The organism is Salinivibrio sp. VYel1 (genome assembly GCF_009377945.1).
Lineage (GTDB): Bacteria > Pseudomonadota > Gammaproteobacteria > Enterobacterales > Vibrionaceae > Salinivibrio > Salinivibrio siamensis.
The window spans coordinates 36,724-55,730 of sequence record NZ_RSAM01000006.1 but is presented as its reverse complement, the minus strand read 5'-3'; the positions used below and the strand labels follow the sequence as shown (position 1 = coordinate 55,730).

At 50.6% G+C, this 19,007-nt stretch carries 19 protein-coding genes; 8 read left to right on the top strand and 11 right to left on the bottom strand.

What is annotated here, in order from left to right; genetic code table 11:
• Positions 1-112 precede the first annotated feature (112 nt).
• Positions 113-997: a D-hexose-6-phosphate mutarotase gene (locus EHW58_RS07265; RefSeq protein ID WP_152795678.1), complete on the top strand. Its 885-nt coding sequence runs from the start codon at positions 113-115 to the stop codon at positions 995-997.
• Positions 998-1,049: 52 nt separating this feature from the next.
• Here EHW58_RS07265 and EHW58_RS07260 read toward each other — a convergent pair whose 3' ends face one another.
• Positions 1,050-1,808: a MipA/OmpV family protein gene (locus EHW58_RS07260; protein WP_046075286.1), complete on the bottom strand. Its 759-nt coding sequence runs from the start codon at positions 1,806-1,808 to the stop codon at positions 1,050-1,052.
• A 276-nt stretch (positions 1,809-2,084) separates the two neighbouring features.
• On the opposite strand from EHW58_RS07260, the gene EHW58_RS07255 reads away from it, so the two are divergent.
• From EHW58_RS07255 to EHW58_RS07245, 3 genes are read left to right on the top strand one after another with little or no spacing between them, the layout of a single operon-like run.
• Positions 2,085-4,019, top strand: a complete 1,935-nt coding sequence (locus EHW58_RS07255; RefSeq protein WP_046075285.1) for a PrkA family serine protein kinase — start codon at positions 2,085-2,087, stop codon at positions 4,017-4,019.
• Positions 4,020-4,052: 33 nt separating this feature from the next.
• Positions 4,053-5,324 (top strand): YeaH/YhbH family protein, encoded by a 1,272-nt coding sequence (locus EHW58_RS07250; protein WP_152795676.1) that lies wholly within the window; start codon positions 4,053-4,055, stop codon positions 5,322-5,324.
• Positions 5,325-5,365: 41 nt separating this feature from the next.
• Positions 5,366-6,913, top strand: coding sequence for a SpoVR family protein (locus EHW58_RS07245; RefSeq protein WP_152795674.1), 1,548 nt, complete (start codon positions 5,366-5,368; stop codon positions 6,911-6,913).
• Positions 6,914-7,001: 88 nt separating this feature from the next.
• Here EHW58_RS07245 and fadR read toward each other — a convergent pair whose 3' ends face one another.
• Positions 7,002-7,853: a fatty acid metabolism transcriptional regulator FadR gene (gene fadR / locus EHW58_RS07240; RefSeq protein WP_046075282.1), complete on the bottom strand. Its 852-nt coding sequence runs from the start codon at positions 7,851-7,853 to the stop codon at positions 7,002-7,004.
• A 405-nt stretch (positions 7,854-8,258) separates the two neighbouring features.
• Between fadR and nhaB the strand changes: the two genes are divergently transcribed.
• Positions 8,259-9,839 carry a Na(+)/H(+) antiporter NhaB gene (gene nhaB / locus EHW58_RS07235; protein ID WP_152795672.1) on the top strand — a complete coding sequence of 527 codons (1,581 nt, stop codon included), beginning with the start codon at positions 8,259-8,261 and terminating at the stop codon, positions 9,837-9,839.
• Positions 9,840-9,927: 88 nt separating this feature from the next.
• Positions 9,928-10,467, top strand: coding sequence for a disulfide bond formation protein DsbB (dsbB, locus tag EHW58_RS07230; RefSeq protein ID WP_077606901.1), 540 nt, complete (start codon positions 9,928-9,930; stop codon positions 10,465-10,467).
• Here dsbB and EHW58_RS07225 read toward each other — a convergent pair.
• The 8 genes from EHW58_RS07225 to EHW58_RS07190 all read right to left on the bottom strand — a co-directional run bounded on the left by EHW58_RS07225 (position 10,433) and on the right by EHW58_RS07190 (position 17,030).
• Complete coding sequence (locus tag EHW58_RS07225) at positions 10,433-10,939, bottom strand: (deoxy)nucleoside triphosphate pyrophosphohydrolase (RefSeq protein WP_152795670.1); 507 nt, start codon at positions 10,937-10,939, stop codon at positions 10,433-10,435. The genes dsbB and EHW58_RS07225 overlap by 35 nt on opposite strands.
• A 4-nt stretch (positions 10,940-10,943) precedes the next feature.
• Complete coding sequence (locus EHW58_RS07220) at positions 10,944-11,582, bottom strand: SEC-C metal-binding domain-containing protein (RefSeq protein ID WP_077578058.1); 639 nt, start codon at positions 11,580-11,582, stop codon at positions 10,944-10,946.
• Complete coding sequence (dusC, locus tag EHW58_RS07215; RefSeq protein ID WP_152795668.1) at positions 11,570-12,571, bottom strand: tRNA dihydrouridine(16) synthase DusC; 1,002 nt, start codon at positions 12,569-12,571, stop codon at positions 11,570-11,572. The genes EHW58_RS07220 and dusC overlap by 13 nt, the downstream gene beginning before the upstream one ends.
• A 119-nt stretch (positions 12,572-12,690) precedes the next feature.
• A complete protein-coding gene (locus tag EHW58_RS07210; protein ID WP_227486514.1) occupies positions 12,691-13,422 on the bottom strand; it encodes a DsbA family protein in 732 nt (243 codons plus the stop codon).
• A 26-nt stretch (positions 13,423-13,448) separates the two neighbouring features.
• A complete protein-coding gene (locus EHW58_RS07205) occupies positions 13,449-13,970 on the bottom strand; it encodes a protein disulfide oxidoreductase (RefSeq protein ID WP_077667708.1) in 522 nt (173 codons plus the stop codon).
• A complete protein-coding gene (locus tag EHW58_RS07200; RefSeq protein ID WP_152795666.1) occupies positions 13,967-16,090 on the bottom strand; it encodes a protein-disulfide reductase DsbD in 2,124 nt (707 codons plus the stop codon). Before EHW58_RS07200 ends, EHW58_RS07205 begins: the two co-directional genes overlap by 4 nt.
• Positions 16,091-16,139: 49 nt before the next feature.
• A complete protein-coding gene (locus EHW58_RS07195; protein ID WP_152795664.1) occupies positions 16,140-16,499 on the bottom strand; it encodes a hypothetical protein in 360 nt (119 codons plus the stop codon).
• Between the two features lie 90 nt (positions 16,500-16,589).
• On the bottom strand, positions 16,590-17,030 hold the full coding sequence (locus EHW58_RS07190; protein ID WP_077665865.1) for a YcgN family cysteine cluster protein: 441 nt from the start codon (positions 17,028-17,030) through the stop codon (positions 16,590-16,592).
• A gap of 163 nt (positions 17,031-17,193) precedes the next feature.
• Between EHW58_RS07190 and EHW58_RS07185 the strand changes: the two genes are divergently transcribed.
• The gene (locus EHW58_RS07185) at positions 17,194-17,460 is read left to right on the top strand and encodes a YkgJ family cysteine cluster protein (protein WP_152795662.1); all 267 of its coding nucleotides are present in this window, start codon (positions 17,194-17,196) and stop codon (positions 17,458-17,460) included.
• A gap of 60 nt (positions 17,461-17,520) precedes the next feature.
• Here the strand turns inward: EHW58_RS07185 and EHW58_RS07180 are convergent, their stop codons facing one another.
• On the bottom strand, positions 17,521-18,381 hold the full coding sequence (locus tag EHW58_RS07180) for a Tim44 domain-containing protein (RefSeq protein WP_152795811.1): 861 nt from the start codon (positions 18,379-18,381) through the stop codon (positions 17,521-17,523).
• A gap of 187 nt (positions 18,382-18,568) precedes the next feature.
• Here EHW58_RS07180 and EHW58_RS07175 point away from each other — a divergent pair, with 187 nt between their 5' ends.
• Positions 18,569-18,964 (top strand): TM2 domain-containing protein, encoded by a 396-nt coding sequence (locus EHW58_RS07175; RefSeq protein ID WP_046075271.1) that lies wholly within the window; start codon positions 18,569-18,571, stop codon positions 18,962-18,964.
• Positions 18,965-19,007: the final 43 nt, after the last annotated feature.

Genomic DNA, 19,007 nt, shown 5'->3' with positions numbered 1-19,007 from the left:
AGGCGGCCATTGGCCGCCTTTTGTTTATCAGGCCCCATGACTCGGGACCGCGCTTTCTGTGAACGTGTCTTCGATAACTGATTAAGGAACACTTACCCAAGAGGATCAGGCTATGACTTCTCCCACTCTGCATGTTGAGCGTCAACTTTCTGCATCTGTCGATCTGTGCTATCGCCAGTCCGTTCCGATTCTTCGTGTTACTCACCCTGCGTGTTCAGCCACTATTAGCCTATTCGGCGGACACCTCATCACGTTTGCTCCTGCAGGTGAAAAGTCACTGACTTGGATGAGTGATAACGCTATCTATGATGCCAACACCCCCTTACGAGGTGGTGTACCCATTTGCTGGCCATGGTTTGGTCACACCGGGCAACCTTCTCATGGCTTTGCTCGTCGTCAAATGTGGCAGTTAGCGAACATTGAAGAAACAGCGAAAGGCGTCACCATTCAACTGCAGTTATCCGACTCAGACGCTTCGCGAGCACTATGGCCACATTGTTTTCAGGCGACAGTGACCTTTACGCTCACTCATCACGCCGACATCGCCCTAACCGTGACCAATACAGACCAACACCCTTGGACCATGGGTGGCGCCTTGCACAGCTACCTTGCGGTAGAAGACAGCGAGCAAGCCAACGTGGAAGGGCTCGGTTGTCAGTATCTTGATAACTTTGCGGCAGGCAACGCCGTGCCAGCGACGGGGAAAGTGACCTTCGAGGAGCCAGTTGATAGGATTTATACGGGGGCTAACGACACCCTCACCTTAACCGATCCAGTGGGAAACCGCCGTCTCAAGGTCAACAACCAAGGGGCAACCAGCGCCGTCGTCTGGAATCCAGGCCAAGCGGCGTCCATTCAGATGGCGGATATGGACGATAACGGATACCTTAAATTTGTCTGTGTTGAAGCGGCGATTGAGCAGCCCACACAAGTTGTCCATCCAGGACAAAGCTACACGTTAGCAACCCGGTTAATGGATGAGCGCTACTCAAGCTAAGCGCGCGTCACAGGCCGCTTTACACCCAAGCGGCCTGTTTAAATGGGTAAAACTACATAAAAATGTAGTTTACCCCCAAGTAACCCGACGCGGCGGTAGATTGATCCACCATTGGGCTATCGGCAATATCATCATCCAAATTGGTGTAGCGCACACCACCCATTAGCTGAATACGCTCGGTCAGCATAAAATAACCACTGGCACCAATAAAATAATGGCCAGCCGAACCCGGCTCATAAGCAGATAACCCCGACCGTGCCGCTTCGTCTTCGCTGATCCCATACAAGTGCTGATTGAGCTCATGGCTGTTATAGGAGTAACCCACTTCCGGTGATACGCCCCAACGAGCGTGGTTAAAGCCATATTTCCAGCTTACTTCGCCATACACCCCGTCTCTGTCATGCGTGACGCCTTCCCCAGCCAGCACCTGGAAACGACCTATCGGCGAGTGGTACTGATAAGCTAACGCCGCCACAATCGACGTATCACGTTTGTCGAGCTGGCTCAGTTGCGGATCATCGGTATCGGCGGGGTCAAAACGGCGTGGATCATAGGTCGCTGATAAAACAAGATTGTGTGTTGAATCTTTCGGGGCTAGCCTTGCACCTGCCGTCAGCCCGCGAAAATAAAAATGGTCGGTATCAACATTGACCGTGGGGACCACAAGCGGGTCGGTATCCGTGTCTTTATAGACCTGAGGTGAAAATGCGCCTATCACACCAGCAGAAACACGCGTCTCCGCGTAAGCACTGCCGGTGGCTAGCATAAAGGCGCAAGCGACCCAAGCCGTTTCTCTCGCTATGTTCATCATCTATTCCCTTCTTGTTTGACGGCTGGCAACCGTCAGCCTAATCGCCCTAACGGGTAAAACTATCACCGTTAGCATACCTCACTCGCTTGAACGCCAGCTGTCAATATATTGACAAGACAAGTGTACGGATACGGCAACAAAAATTATCGAAAAAACAAACAATTCTTTCACGCAAAATCGGCAAATCAGGTCTAACCTTATTAAAAGGAAAGGGACCATTCAGCCAATTTTGCACCTTTTCTTTTTGAGTTATTAGACGATTTAGGGGGCAGGACCATGACTATTTTCGATCACTATCGTCAGCGTTACGAAGAAGCGAAAGACGAGGAAATGAGCCTTCAGGAATTCTTGGATCTTTGCCGAGAGGATCGCGGCGCGTATGCCAACGCGGCAGAGCGTTTGCTGATGGCAATTGGCGAACCTGAAAAGATTGATACCTCGCTTGATCCTCGACTCAGCCGTATTTTTTCCAACCGAGTGATTTCCCGCTATAAAACCTTTGAAGACTTTTATGGCATGGAAGACTCGATTGAGCAAATCGTCTCTTACCTCAAGCACGCCGCCCAAGGGTTGGAAGAGCGTAAACAAATTCTCTATTTACTGGGCCCGGTCGGGGGCGGTAAGTCGTCCTTGGCTGAAAAACTGAAAAGCTTGATGCAGCAAATGCCTATCTACGTGCTGACGGCGAACGGCGAACGTAGTCCAGTGAACGATCACCCATTTTGTCTGTTTGATGCCGAAGAAGACGGCCATCTACTCGAGAAAGAGTACGATATTCCCCATCGTTATATTCGCCATATTATGTCACCTTGGGCGGCGAAGCGGTTGAAAGAGTTTGGTGGGGACATTAGCCAGTTTAAAGTGGTGAAACTGCGCCCATCGATTCTCAACCAAGTCGGGGTGGCCAAAACAGAACCTGGGGATGAAAACAACCAAGATATTTCTTCACTGGTGGGTAAAGTTGATATCCGTCAGCTTGAACACTATTCACAAGACGATCCTGATGCCTACTCCTACTCTGGTGCGCTGTGTCGCGCCAACCAAGGGATGATGGAGTTCGTCGAAATGTTCAAGGCGCCTATAAAGGTGCTCCACCCGTTATTGACCGCCACCCAAGAAGGCAACTATAACGGGACAGAAGGCCTATCGGCTCTGCCATTTGATGGCATCATTCTCGCACACTCAAACGAGTCCGAGTGGCAATCATTCCGCAACAACAAAAACAACGAAGCCTTCCTCGACCGTGTCTATATCGTCAAAGTGCCCTATTGCTTGCGCGTGTCAGACGAAATTCGAATCTACAATAAGCTGCTGTCTTCCAGTGAGCTACGCCATGCACCTTGCTCACCCAGCACACTGGATATATTGGCACGCTTCTCTGTGCTTTCACGGCTAAAAGATCCTGAAAACTCTAGCATTTATTCAAAAATGCGCGTGTATGATGGCGAAACCTTGAAAGATACGGATCCCAAAGCCAAGTCCTATCAGGAGTATCGCGATTTTGCTGGGGTCGATGAAGGGATGGACGGGCTCTCGACACGCTTTGCGTTCAAGATCTTGTCGCGAGTCTTTAACTTTGACCACGCAGAAGTCGCCGCAAACCCCGTACATCTTTTTTATGTGCTGGAACAGCAAATTGAACGTGAGCAGTTTCCGCAAGAGATCGCTGAACGCTATCTTGAGCACCTCAAAGGCTACTTGATCCCCAAATATATCGAGTTTATCGGCAAAGAAATTCAAACCGCGTATCTCGAGTCCTACTCAGAGTACGGGCAAAATATTTTTGACCGCTATGTCACCTATGCTGATTTCTGGATTCAAGACCAAGAGTTTCGCGATCCAGACACAGGTCAATTGTTTGACCGCTCGGCGCTCAATGCGGAACTGGAAAAAATCGAGAAGCCCGCTGGTATCAGTAATCCAAAAGATTTCCGCAACGAAATCGTCAACTTTGTCCTCCGTGCACGCGCCAATAATGAGGGTAAAAATCCGGCATGGACCAGCTATGAGAAGTTGAAAACCGTCATTGAGAAGAAGATGTTCTCCAATACCGAAGATTTGCTTCCAGTGATTTCCTTCAATACCAAAACGTCGAGCGAAGAGCAGAAGAAACACGACGACTTTGTCGCTCGTATGATGGAAAAAGGCTATACCCGCAAGCAAGTTCGCTTGCTCGCAGAGTGGTATTTGCGCGTGCGTAAATCATCGTAGCCCTCGGGCTGACGCAGATGACGGGAGAGAGATATGGCGCATTTTATTGATCGTCGTCTCAATGGCAAAAATAAAAGCACTGTCAATCGACAACGCTTTTTACGCCGACACAAGCGGCAAATTAAAGAGTCCATTGCTGACGCCGTCAACAACCGCTCGATCACGGATGTTGAAAGTGGAGAGGATATTTCTATCCCTTCTCGTGACATTCGTGAACCGACTTTCCACCAAGGCAAAGGGGGACAGCGTGATGCTGTCCACCCTGGTAATGATCAGTTTAGCCCAGGGGATCGTATCGCTCGTCCCCCTGGTGGCGAAGGGGGCGGTGCCGGAGAAGGACAAGCCAGCCCTGATGGCGAAGGTCAAGATGAGTTCGTCTTTCAAATATCAAAAGACGAATATTTGGATCTCTTGTTCGAGGATCTTGAGCTTCCGAACCTGAAGAAAAACCAAATGAATAAAATGGTGGAGTACAAAACGCATCGCGCGGGGTACACCTCAAATGGGGTGCCCTCGAATATTGCCATTGTACGTTCACTACAAAACTCACTGGCACGACGCACGGCGATGTCAGCCGGCAAACGCCGAGAGCTGGCAGAGCTTGAAGAGGCGCTTGAGCGCGTGCGCGAGGCCGAGCCTGCACAACCGCTTGAAGTGAAACGACTCGAAGAAGAAATCACGGCATTGAAGCGTAAAATCGCCGCGGTTCCGTTCATCGATACCTTTGACTTACGGTATAAAAACTACGAAAAGCGGCCACAGCCAAGTAGCCAAGCCGTGATGTTTTGCTTAATGGATGTGTCCGGCTCGATGGATCAAGCGACCAAAGATATCGCGAAACGGTTTTATATCCTGCTTTATCTTTTCCTTACACGCACCTATAAAAACGTGGAGGTGGTCTTTATTCGCCACCACACGCAGGCGAAAGAAGTCGATGAGCACGAGTTTTTTTACTCACAGGAGACCGGCGGCACCATTGTATCCAGTGCCCTACGTCTGATGGATGAAATCATCAAAGATAGGTATGACCCGACAGAATGGAACATCTATGCGGCACAAGCCTCGGATGGCGATAATTGGGCCGATGACTCACCCGGTTGCCGAGAACTACTGCAAAACACTCTGTTGCCGGTCAGCCGTTATTACGCCTATATCGAAATCACCCGCCGCGCGCATCAAACACTGTGGCGTGAATATGAGGCGTTGGCGCAAAGCCATGACAACTTTGCAATGCAAAACATTCGCTCAGCGGAGGAAATTTTCCCCGTGTTCCGCGAATTGTTTAAGCGTCAGGTCGAAGCCTGACGCCATACCGGCATAGACGTATTTTATCAGGGAGACATGGTATGGCTGTCACCAAAGGTAAACGTAACACTCCACTTCATGATGGACCCGATTGGACCTTTGACCTGCTCGAGCAGTATCACAAGGAAATCAAACGCGTCGCTGAACACTACAAGCTGGATACTTATCCAAACCAAATCGAAATCATTGCCGCTGAGCAAATGATGGATGCTTACTCAAGCGTCGGGATGCCCATCAATTACAATCATTGGTCGTTTGGTAAAAAATTTATCGAGACCGAACGCAACTACAAACACGGGTACATGGGGCTCGCGTACGAGATAGTGATTAACTCCAATCCGTGTATTTCTTATTTGATGGAAGAAAACACCATCACCATGCAAGCGCTGGTGATGGCACACGCCTGTTATGGCCATAATTCCTTTTTCAAAGGCAATTACCTGTTTCAAACTTGGACAGACGCAGGCTCCATTATTGATTACCTGCTGTTTGCAAAAAATTACATCAGTGAATGTGAAGAAAAGTACGGCCTGGCAGAAGTAGAAAACCTGATCGATTCCTGCCATGCCCTGATGAACTATGGGGTCGATCGCTATAAGCGACCACAAAAGATCTCTCTTGCCGAAGAAAAAGCACGCCAAAAAGCCCGAGAAGACTACCTGCAAACGCAAGTCAATGAACTCTGGCGTACCATCCCGAGTGGCCAAAAAGAGCAAGAAGAAGAAAAACGCCGTTTTCCTGCCGAGCCACAAGAGAACCTGTTGTATTTTTTTGAAAAGCACTCTCCACTGCTTGAGCCATGGCAGCGAGAAATCGTGCGGATAGTGCGCAAGGTCAGCCAGTATTTTTACCCGCAAAAGCAAACTCAGGTGATGAACGAAGGCTGGGCGACATTTTGGCACTACACCATCCTGAATCACCTTTATGATGAGGGGCTGGTGACTGATAGCTTTATTATGGAGTTTTTACATAGCCACACCAATGTGGTGGCACAACCGCCTTACAACAGTCAGTTCTATTCCGGCATTAACCCCTACGCACTCGGGTTTGCCATGTTCCAAGATATTCGTCGCATTTGCGAAAATCCCACTGAGGAGGATAAGTACTGGTTTCCTGATATCGCCGGGAAAGACTGGCTCGACACCGTTCATTTTGCGATGGCCAACTTTAAAGATGAAAGTTTCATCAGTCAGTTTCTCTCGCCTAAAGTAATGCGGGATATGAAGTTTTTTGCCGTCAATGACGATGACCGGCAAAGCTACATTGAAGTGACCAGTATTCATAATGAACAAGGTTATCGCCAATTACGTGAAGATCTCTCCGCGCAGTACAATCTCAGTAATCGCGAACCGAATATTCAAGTCTTCGATGTCGATTTACGTGGCAACCGTTCACTCACGCTTCGCTATGTCCCTCATAACCGGATCCCACTCGCGAAGTCTTATGAAGAGGTGCTCAAGCACGTCCATCGGCTGTGGGGGTTTGAAGTGATCCTCGAAGAGGAAACCAATGAAGGACGCGGAAAAATACTGAGTAGCTGCCCCAAGCGGCCGCAGTTTGATCCTGACATTTTGATGGGCAGCCACTAACCTTGTCGAGCCATCCATAAAAAAAGCCGCCATGGTCATCAGCATGGCGGCTTTTCTTGATACACATGGTTTCACTCATTGGATCGCGTTAGGCTTCTTCTTCAGCCATATGTGCCGCAATTGTTTCACGGTTACTAAACCACAAGCCACCGCACTCACGTCCGTATTGTTTGACTCGATCGCCAATCATTGGGTGCTGATTATTGGCTATCATATCACGTAAGTCATTGTAAAAGCTCAATGCATTTTCACAGGCGCGGCGATCCATAAAGTAATATCCGCCCACACGCGAATAAATCTGACGCATGCCATTAATGGTTAACACATACACCTTGTTGCCAGAAAAATGCGCCATCCCTTGGAACAAACGATAGTCAAAGTGATTAAACGCGCGACCCATACAAATGCGCTCGCACAAGGCGGGATCTTGCTTACCGTATTTGTCCTGGATCTTTTTAACGTCTTTTAAGACTTCACCTTGTTCATCGATAAGTCCCAAGAACTGCTCAAAGCTTTCGCACTCAAGCACTTGCTCACAACGTTTAATCACATGGTCAATAAGGTTTAAGCAGTCATCAGCTCGGTTTTTCGCTGCATAACGCATGTACACGCCACTGATGTCGGTGCGTGCCGCGAGTAAGTCCTCAAGCACACCATGCACATCTTGCCCTTCTAGGGTGACTAGCGTATCAAGAATGCTCAGTCCTGACGTACGCATATAATCATTTACGCGTGTGGGTTTGCCATGTTGAATGGTTAACCAGCCATCACGCGCCAGGCGCTGCAACACTTCACGTAAGGTGGTGCGAGTGACCCCAATCAGTTCAGACAGTTCACGCTCTGCAGGTAAAATGGAGCCTTTAGGAAAGTGATTATTCCAAATACTTTCAATTATATATTTTTCAGCAAATGTTGCTGGGCTATCCGCCTTTATAACCATTGAATCTAAATTCCAATTTGCTTCTTGCTCTGATTAATAACTCATCATACCACCAGACGCCATCAGCAGAAACCGCTGAGTGAGATCACCGGATATCGCGTGACATCTGCTATCCTTTTGTACCAGATCAATGAAAAACTGGGCATAAATCGCAAAACTAACCCATACAAGATGTAACAAAATATGTCTTAGGCAAACTAGCGCACACTTATTCGTGACAAGGCTATCCATCCACGCATTGTGAACCATGCGTCTCGATAACCCTTCGTCACTGATATCTGTCACCCTCTTACTGTGCCCATGCAGCCGTTCGCCGATGGCGCGTTTGTGTTGGTGCACGTTACTCGCCCATCCGCGCGCTAGGTAGGCATAGATAACAATGAGACTTTCACTATGGCGAAGACCATGACACTCAGAACTGCGTTTCTTAAGAATTTTCTCGGCAAAGCACCCGATTGGTACAAACTAGCCATTGTTGGCTTTTTGATCCTTAACCCAATTGTTTTCGCGATCGACCCTTTTATCGCTGGCTGGCTACTGGTGGTCGAGTTTATTTTCACCCTCGCGATGGCTCTGAAATGCTACCCGCTGCAACCCGGTGGCTTATTAGCGATTGAAGCGGTCGCCATCGGCATGACCAGTCCCGCACAAATCAAACATGAATTAGTGGCCAACGTTGAGGTTCTACTACTCCTCGTCTTTATGGTGGCCGGGATCTATTTTATGAAACAGCTACTGCTGTTTATTTTCACCAAAATCCTATTGGGCATCCGATCGAAAATCGCCTTATCATTGGCCTTTTGTGGCGCGGCGGCGGCGCTCTCTGCCTTTTTGGATGCCTTAACCGTGATTGCCGTGGTGATCAGTGTTGCCGTCGGTTTTTACGCCATTTACCACCGCGTGGCGTCCGGAAAAGAGTTCGGCGCTAACCATGATCATACCTCGGATGAAAGCTTAAGCGACGAGCTTAGTCGCAACGATTTGGAAAACTATCGAGCGTTTTTGCGCAGCCTACTAATGCATGCTGGCGTGGGTACCGCACTAGGCGGGGTAATGACCATGGTCGGCGAGCCGCAAAACCTGATCATTGCCGACCAAGCTGGTTGGCATTTTGGTGAGTTTATTTTACGTATGGCACCGGTCACGCTGCCGGTTTTCTTTGCCGGCTTGCTGACATGTGCGCTGGTCGAGAAGTTTGGCTTGTTTGGCTATGGCGCACATCTGCCGCAAAATGTATTAAAAATATTGGTGGAGTACGATAACGCACAGCGAGCAAAACGCACGCCTCAAGACATCGCCAAGTTGGTGGTGCAAGCGCTGATTGCGGTGTGGCTAATCACCGCATTGGCTTTACATTTGGCCGCGGTCGGTTTAATTGGCCTAAGTATCATTATCCTTGCCACCGCGTTTACGGGCGTTGTTGATGAACACCATATCGGCAAAGCCTTTGAGGAAGCGCTACCGTTTACTGCGCTATTGGCGGTCTTTTTCTCTGTGGTGGCAGTGATCATCGACCAACACCTGTTTGCACCTGTCATCGACATGGTGTTGTCGCTGGAAGGTCACCTGCAACTGACCATGTTTTATATCGCCAATGGCCTGCTTTCCATGGTGTCAGACAACGTGTTTGTCGGCACCGTGTATATCAACGAGGTGAAAACCGCCCTGCTCAATGGCGTGATTGGCCGCGAGCAATTCGATATGTTGGCGGTTGCGATTAACACGGGCACCAACTTACCCTCGGTCGCCACGCCCAATGGCCAAGCGGCTTTCTTATTCTTACTGACTTCCACACTCGCGCCGCTGCTGCGCCTTTCTTACGGGCGCATGGTATATATGGCGTTGCCTTATACCATTGTCATGGGGGTACTGGGGGTGATTGGCATTGAGTTTTTCTTGGTGCCCGCTACCGAGTGGATGCTACACCAAGGTTGGATTTCCGAAACCATCCACATGGGCCAGCAAGCCATACCGAGCGCTCACTAACGCACTTCTATCATTGACCTTCGTCTCAACAAACGATTGAATAGCAAGGCTCTCAATATAGGGCCTTGTTTTTTATCAGGAGTGAGTTATGTGGCGCGCCTTAAACCAGTTTTCTCGCAGCCGAGCGTCCTGGCTGTTGTTGCTTCTATGCGTTGTGGGGCTGGAAGCCACCGCGCTTTACTTTCAACATTATCAAGGGCTGGCACCTTGTGTGATGTGTATTTATGAACGCGTTGCCCTATTTGGAATTGGCGTGGCTGCCTTGCTTGGTTTAATCGCGCCCAACGACCCTTTTTGGCGTACTCTCGGCTTGCTTGGCTATGGCGTCACAGCTGGATGGGCGCTCAAGCTCTCATTAGAGCACGTCAGTTATCAATTTCCTGATCCGAACCAACTGTTCGGTGCCACCTGCGATGTGGCGGTGAACTTCCCTACTTGGGCGCCACTCAACCAATGGCTGCCATCCGTCTTTGAAGCCTACGGTGATTGCAGCAAAGTGGTGTGGCAGTGGCTAGGCTGGTCGATGCCCCAATGGCTAGTGGGGATCTTTTCCGCGATGTTAGTTGTCTGGACGCTAGTGGTAATTGCCCAGTTTATTGGCCGTCCCCCACGCCGCATTTTTTCATAATGGCGGGTGACGGATCGTGCAAGATAGCGTCGACTTCATCGGCGCTTTCGCTCCTTGCGACGTGGTTGAACCGCTCACAAAGCACCTTGATTAAAGGGCGATCTGCGCCACTAAAAACCCCAGCATCAAGGCGATGAGGCTCACTCCAATAGATGGCCTGATGTTGGTGTAGCACGGGCGGCCCATCAAGGATGTCACACCAAAAACTGCACAATAAGATCACCTTGTCGCCGTAATCGAATTCGGTTTCCACAATCGGTGCCCCGACATGGATCTCTACCCCAAATTCTTCACGCCACTCGCGTTTGAGAGCCTGCTGGTCAGTCTCGCCTTGCTCGACTTTGCCGCCGGGAAATTCCCACCAACTAATAAACTGCCCATCTGGCTGCCGTTGGGCCACCAGCACTTGCTTGTCGCGCATGGCAACGCCGGCCACAACACGTATTGGCGAGGATTGTTTTAACGATTTCATGTCATTAACGCCCACAGCACTTTTTGAACTTGGCACCACTGCCACATGGGCAAGGATCGTTGCGACCTATCGACTTAAATGGGTTAACCTGGTGCGCACCATGCGTGCCTTGTTGCGCTTCATCCGCCGCTTTCGCCACGTCTTGGATCATTAAATCCAGTTGATCCATATATTGGCCCGGCTCAACATCAATGCCAACCTCTTTCATCTGCGCTAACGTGCCTGCTTCATCGTGTAGCAGCAGCATGCTAGTGACTAAGGCGGATAGCATCCGGCGACTGCCATCATTCATGCTCACATCGTGCCAGTGCGGCTCAACATAGGGCCACACCGCTAAAAAACCCTCGGCGAAAGCTTGGGCGTGCTCACCGCGCATCGACAACATTAAGCTATCCGGCAATACATAATCATTACGCATCAAGGCGTGATATTGCTGCTCGAGGTGCGCCAGCACTGACTGTTTATCGTCTGGATGGAGACCGGCCGCCTCCTCGTCGTCTTCTACCCCTGCGGTCACTAATACCGACAGCCAAGTGTCAGGGTCTAAAGGAGCCGGACAAATGTTCGCGGCCAGCAGTGCACCTTCCACAAAGCTGGCAGGCATACCGTCCCAGTGCTCAGAGAGCGTCATTAGTGTTGACATAAACTTTCCTGTGTCATCAATTCTGTTTGTTCACGTGCTTTATCGAGTGCACGCACTATCTCATCGGCGCGATTAAGAACGCGAATCACCTTAAAGCAGGCATCCGCCTGGGGATAATATTGGCGCAAATACTTGAACCATTGCTTGATGCGGTTGGGGAAATACTGCGCCTTATCACCTTGGCGTTCTTGATCGGTATAGCGAATCAGCAATGCTAGCACCGCAGGCCAAGGCATGGGCACGACGTTATCACGGATATGCTGACCCAGATTGGGCATGTTTAACGCCCCACGGCACACCATTAAGGTGTCGCAGCCGGTCATTGCTTGGCAGCGCAGTGCATCCTCACGGTGCCAAATATCGCCATTGGCCGTGACTGGGATGGGCACGTGTTGATTAATGTCAGCAATTAAATCCCAACGAATGGTACCCGCTTTGTAACCATCGCGCTTGGTACGTCCGTGAACCACTAACTCATCAGCGCCTGCCTTTGCCACGGCCTCGGCAATGAACAAGTAATCATCAAGATCATTAAAGCCAAGACGTATTTTGGCGCTCACCGTATAGGCAGGATCCACCGTATCGCGCACCGCTTTAACCACATCAAACATGTGCTCCGGGGTTTTGAGCAACGCCGCGCCCCCACGGTTGCCATTCACCGTTTTCGACGGACAACCAAAATTGATATCAATGCCTTGCGAGCCCAGTTGGATCGCGCGGACGGCATTGCTCGCCATCGCCGTTGGATCTTGGCCCAATAGCTGTACACGAACCGGGGTCCCCGCCGTCGTGGTGCCCCCATGCACTAACTCAGGACAAAAGCGATGAAAGACTTTTTCCGGCAAGCGTTGGTCAACCACGCGCACAAACTCAGTGACACAGAGGCTGTAGTGATTAATCTCCGTGAGCAGCTTGCGCATTAAGGGGTCCAGGACACCTTCCATCGGGCCTAATACAATGCGTGGGGATTGATAATTCGTGTGACTCATGCCGTACCTTTACCGTTAAGGCGCGCTATTTTGCCAGCTTTTCCACCAAAGCGCAGCTAACAAAAAAAGCCAGTCGCAATAGGACTGGCTTTCAACGCATTAGCGACGCCGATAAGGGCTTAGCCTTCAGCTCTCGCCGCTTCAACCATGGCTTCGAGCTGTGGGTACGGCAAATAGCCGGGCGCGACCTGATCGCCAATGATCATCGCGGGCGTACCTCTTAGCCCTAGCTCAACAAACGCGCGATAGTTCTCAGCGACCGCTTTTCCGGTCATTTCTTTGCCGGCAAGCAATGCTTCGGTACCGGTTTTCTGCGCGATTTTCTCTAACGAGCGCGCATCATGCATACCGCGCTTTTTCATCAATAATTCATGGACCTGCGCAAATGTCTGTGGCTGTTCTAGCCACACGTTCATCGCATACACCGCGGAATTAGTGCCGAGCGATTCGATACTCTGCTGTTTGAGTGGTACAGCAATATTAATCACCTTGACATCGTCATGCGCGGCCACCAGTTTCTGCAATTCTTCTTCCAGTTTTTTACAGTATGGGCAGTTGTAATCCATAAAGTTCACCACGGTGACCTCAGGGTTCTCAGCACCAATCCAGCTGTGGGTGTCCGATTCAAACCAGTCACGACGTGCGGCAAGGTTTTCCTTTAACGTTTTTTGCTGTTCAACAAACTTTTGCAAACTCTGGTTGAGGTTGGCGATCAGTTTGGGGTTCTCTTCTAACAAGCTGACAATCTCATCCAGTTGTGCTTGCTCCGTATCCGACAACGCGTGGGCACTGACCGGCAGCGCTAAAAGCAGTAGAGCCCACATTGGGGCGATATAGCGAGATAAGGACATTGGGTTTCCTTTTGATAAATGTAAATTCATAACACCAGCCTTAACCATAGGCCAAACGGTGTTGTGAAGCCTGTTGTTATTGATGTGATTTCTCCTTGCTCGACCACCATCACGGTAGGCGTCACTTTCACCGCAAATGCGTTAGAAAGCGCCCCGCTTTGATCGTTCACTACAGGAAAATCATAACCATGATGCGCAAGGTATCCGGCAATGTGTTTGTTTGAGCCTGAGCGTAACGCGATCGAGACCACCTGCGCATGACCACTTAACCAATCTACCGAGGGGGTCACAAAACGGCATACACCGCACCAGGTTGCCCATACATAGACAAGCACGGGTTCGTGTTGCGACATCGCCACCAAATCCTGTTGGCGGCCATCCAGCAGACGCATTGACGCGACAGGGACCTCACTGGTATCGATATCGCGGCTTCGCCACCAATCCACCGTGGTGCTAGATATCAGTACAAACACGGTGAGCCAGCACAGGTCACGGGCACCGCGTTTGACCCGCATACGCCAAGACCGTTTTGTTTGCTTGGCCGTCATGGCGTTTTCGCCTGCTCAATGGCCGCCATCACCGCCTTGTCAGTCAAAATGACGGGTAAGGGGATCCCCTCTGGTGCACCGGGACCATAGACAATGTTAAACGGTACGCCATAACGCTGGTGCTTTTGCAAATACTGAGTCACGCTATCACTCGGACGGGTCCAATCTCCTTGCATCGTCACCACATTCGTTCCGGTAATGGTGTCATACACGGGCGATTGTAAAATCACCCCCACCTTATTGGCATGACAGGTAATGCACCAATCCGCAGTGACATCAACAAACACCAACTTACCCTGATCCACCGCTTGATCGATCGCGGCTTCATCCAGGCTCACCCAATCCGGGTCAGGATTGAGCGGCGTTGCCCACCGCTGTGCTGTCAATGATGCACCGATAAGCCCCAGCACGATAACCAGCAGCAGTCCTGCCGCGCCTTTAATCGCAGCCATCTTGCCGAGGGCACGATACGTCAGCCAGATACTGGCAGCCAGCAACAGCGTCCCCATTACGATTGCGCCTAACACACCGAGGTACGGCATCCACAGCCAGAATAGCCACACCGTGGTGCCGGCCAGCAACAGCGCAAAGACCCGTTTGACATGATTCATCCACGGGCCAGGCTTGGGTAATACGCGCGTCAGCCCTGGAAAAGCGGCGACCAGCAGCCACGGTAGCGCCATACCAACCGCGAGCGCGGTAAAGATCAGCCAAAGCTGCGTCAACGACCCACCCAGCGCGTACGCCACGGCCGTGCCGAGGAAAGGGGCCGAACACGGTGTGGCCAGTAATGTGGCAAACACGCCTTGAACAAAATGCCCGCTACGGGTGTGACCACCACGTGTCGCTAGCCACGTCTGCCAACTGGGCGGTAAATCAATACGCAGCACATCAAATAAGCTCAGGGCGAACAGCCAAATCACCAGCGTCATCACCCCAATAAATATCGGGCTTTGGAACTGGATCCCCCAACCCACGGCTTGCCCCGTCAGTTTTAAGATCATCAACAACCCAGCAATCGCCCAAAAGGACACCAGAATCCCAGCGGCTGACGCCAAAAACTGACCACGAATGGTGCCACGTGTCGCATCTGGGTTGGCAACGATACTGTTGAGCTTAAGGCCCAGCACCGGGAGCACACAGGGCATCACGTTAAGGATCAATCCCCCTAGCAGTGCGATACCGCCAATCATCCAGAACGATAATCCGCTTTGCGAAACCACACTCCCCGCCCGCACGGTAGTGCTGTGCTCAGCCAGCAGCTGCTTATCCATGACAGTCACTTGAATGGGTTTATCGGTAAGGTTGGGGGGCTCAATCCAATTGGTCACGTCAAACGTGGCGGTCAAGGTATCGCCATCACGGTGGATACTGGGCACGCCAAAGGTATCATCGATAACGGCATCACCATCCACCAGCATATCGGGTTGCTGCCAAGCTTGGCTCCCAGTCACAGTGACCGCGATCTGTTGCTGGTTGGCATCCCACACCGCGGATTCAATCTGCACACTGGGAAGTGGCTTAGGTACCTGACTCATCGCTTGGTTGAACTGATACATCCGCTCGCCATCCGCCTCAAGCGTGCTCGGGGTAAAGTCGAGCGAGATAGGGTAATCAGTGATCACACACACACTGGTGCACGAGGACAAGCGCAAGGTGGCATCGAGCGAAACCGGCTGTTGCCAGGTTTCAACCTCAAAGGTCAGCGGGAAAGTCACCTGCCCTTTGTAGCCCAGCATGGTCAGGCCAAGTAGCTCATGTCGACTAGGGGCCGGCCAGTGCCAGGTAATATCACCCAGGTTTTGGCTGTCGTTGATGATAAGTTCCGGTGCGACTCCGCCCTCACCTGGCGAGCGCCAATAGGTTTTCCAGTCACCTTGTAAACGGATAGAGAGCAACCCATCGAGATGCTGAGTCTGTGGATGACCTTGTCCGGTTAAGGCGAGGCGCGCCTTAACGGGTGGATGGTCGGGGTTACTGAGCCAACCTGTATCAGGCGCAGTGGCCCGTACCGCCGGGCTGAGTAGCAGTAAGCACAAAAACAAAAGCGGCAGTAAAGCAACGCCTTGCCAAACATGACCGTGTTTAAAAGCGTGCCAATAGTCATTGAGTCGATTCATAAGTCTGTTCCTTGTTAAGAATAAATACGCTATTTAGGAAGCAGGCGCTTTATTCTCGGAACACACAAAAGCAAAGATGCCGTCGTCGATAGGTCGGTGGATCGTGAGTGGGTAAGGTGATCGATACACTAACGGTCGCCATCACCGCAAGTAGCACAATCAGCCACCAAAGTGGTGACGGTAGCCAGTCTAACGCCAACGCAGACGGATGCATCAACTGCTCAGAAAGCGAACATTTTTTACCCAGTGCGCTTTTTGCTTCCTCGGCGTCACCAATATTGACTGCTTGGCAAGTCGCTTGTACCCCTGATTGCCAACTCAGTTGGTTTTGCAAAGCACACACGGCCAGTACCCAAAGCGCAATGGCGAGGGCCCAGCCAGCTTTTGAACGACGCGTGTACCTTTGCATGTCACCTCCTGTCGAGTTGGCCATCATTATGCCCAACAACAGAAATTAAACAATGGGGAGTCTGCGCCATAGGGTGACAATGTGCTGGGGTTACCGCAGTTGCTGAGTCAGCTGGATATGATCTTCCCAATCAATCACATCGATTTCGTACACCACGCTGCCTTTTACCGAGATCCCCGCTTTATGCATCGCCGCCTTTGATCCTGTGATCAGCGGATGCCACTCGGGTAAGGGTTTATGTTCAGCCAGCAAGCGATAGGCACAGGTTTCCGGCAACCAATAAAACTCATCAATCTTATCGCGGGTAAGCTTCAAACATGACTCTTCATACGAAAAGCGGTTGGGATAATCTTTGCACGAGCAGGTTTTATCATCGAGCAAACTACAGGCGACATTGGTGTAGTAAAGCTCGTCTGTCTCTTCATCAATCAATTTGTGTAGGCAGCAGCGGCCACAGCCGTCACAGAGTGATTCCCACTCCTCATCACTCATTTGTGCCAGGGTCTTTTGTTGCCAAAAAGGCGTGCTCATGGTGTTTAATCTCTTTTTTATTGCCGCCTTTTCACGGCAACGACATTGCGCGCTTGTTATAACCATCATAGCCGTAAAGTGCAAGCAAGCCTTTGTGTGGGTTGGATAGTCCAAAAGTGAGTGGTAGAGTGCCCGACTTTGCACGTTGACGGAGGCCATGATTATGCCAACTGCATCGCCATTTTCGTGCCGTCTTGGCTGTGGCGCTTGCTGTATCGCGCCTAGCATTTCGTCACCGATCCCTGGTATGCCAAACGGTAAACCTGCTAACACCCGTTGTGTACAGCTGGATGAACGCAACCTCTGTCAGCTGTTTGGATCCGACGCCCGCCCCGAGGTGTGTGCCGCATTCGATGCAGATCCCGAGGTATGTGGTGATACGTACCAGCAAGCGCTCGATAACCTTATTTATCTGGAAGCGGCGACATAAAAAACGCTGGCTTATCTTAGCCAGCGCTTTATCTATCAGCGTGTTTTCACCGCGAGCTTGTTAGCTTTGAATCCCCACAATCAACCAAGGCGCATTGGGCTGGCTTAAGTCACGTTCTAAGTGCCAAATATCCGTAATGTCTTCTTCGACCCCCTCCACGCGGTCACAATAACGACCGGTGAATTTTAAGCTCAATTGTGCCCTGCGGCTGTCATAATCGGCGCGAACAATCTCGGCATCCACATACATGACTTCAGTGTGTTGCTCACTGCCCAATCGTGCACGCTCGGCGGCGAGATCGTTATAAAGCTCAGGCGTCACATACTCTTGAATTTTCTCAAGCTCGTTATGGTTCCATGCGCCTTGCAAAATCCGATAATGCTCACGGGCTCCGCTCAAGAAACTTTGCATGTTGAACTGAGGCGGAAAGTTAAATGGCACATCGTTTTGCATGCCCCCAAATCCACCTGACGTCGCGCCTGTGCCTGCCGCGTTTTGTCGAAATGCATGAGGCTTTTCATGATAATAACCTTTGTGTTGCCCCGCGTAGGCCGGCCCTTGCGCCTGAGCCCCTGCTTTGGCTTGGGTGAGCCCGCGGAGAAACTTCATGGCGAAGTAGGCGATCAGGCCTAGAATCAAGATATCCATAAATTGGATACCCTCAAACGCCCCGCCGAAGAATGCGGCCAACAAACCACCGGCGAGCAAACCGCCGAGTAAACCACCGGCGAGCCCTTTTTTACTTGTTTTCGAGGTATTCTGTTTGAGGGTGTTGGTGTTAGTGGTGGTATTTTTTGGCGCAGGCGCGGTTTTAAAGCTTTTACCAAAAGACTTGCCGCCGCCGAAGCGTTTCGCTTCTGCGTAAGGCGCTGTCACAACAAAGACAACCATCAAGGCTGCAACAGAGAGTAATTTTTTCATCATCGCATCATCTGTGGTTTAAGACCGTTATCATGCTAGAGTCTCTGGTGGTGAAGTCAATTGGCAGAGCGGGAATAATTGTTACCAAACGTCATCCAAACACCACTGTTTTGGCGTCAGTAGGAACCATTTGCCACGCAGGCACTCCAAGCCATTAGTATTCTTTTCACTGCAATAGGACCAAGCCATGAATGATACCCACAGTAAATTTGTTGGTTACTTACTCTGGATCTTTGGTTTTCTCGGATCCCACCGGTTTTACTATGGAAAACCGGTAACTGGCACCCTCTGGTTTTTCACCCTAGGCCTGTTCTTCGTTGGCTGGATTGTGGATTTGTTCTTGATTCCTTCCATGGATAAAGAAGCCGATCTCCGTTTTCGCAGTGGCCCCACGGATTTTACCATTGCCTGGCTATTACTGACCTTTCTGGGTGTGTTTGGCATTCACCGTATGTACATGGGTAAATGGATCACCGGCTTTATCTATCTATTTACCGGTGGCTTTTTCTTAATTGGTGTGCTGTATGATTTTTGGACACTCAATGAGCAAGTGTCGATTAAAAACATGCAAAAATTCTCTTAGTCCTCTTTGTTTGACAACTAACTGAATGATGCGCAACGTATTC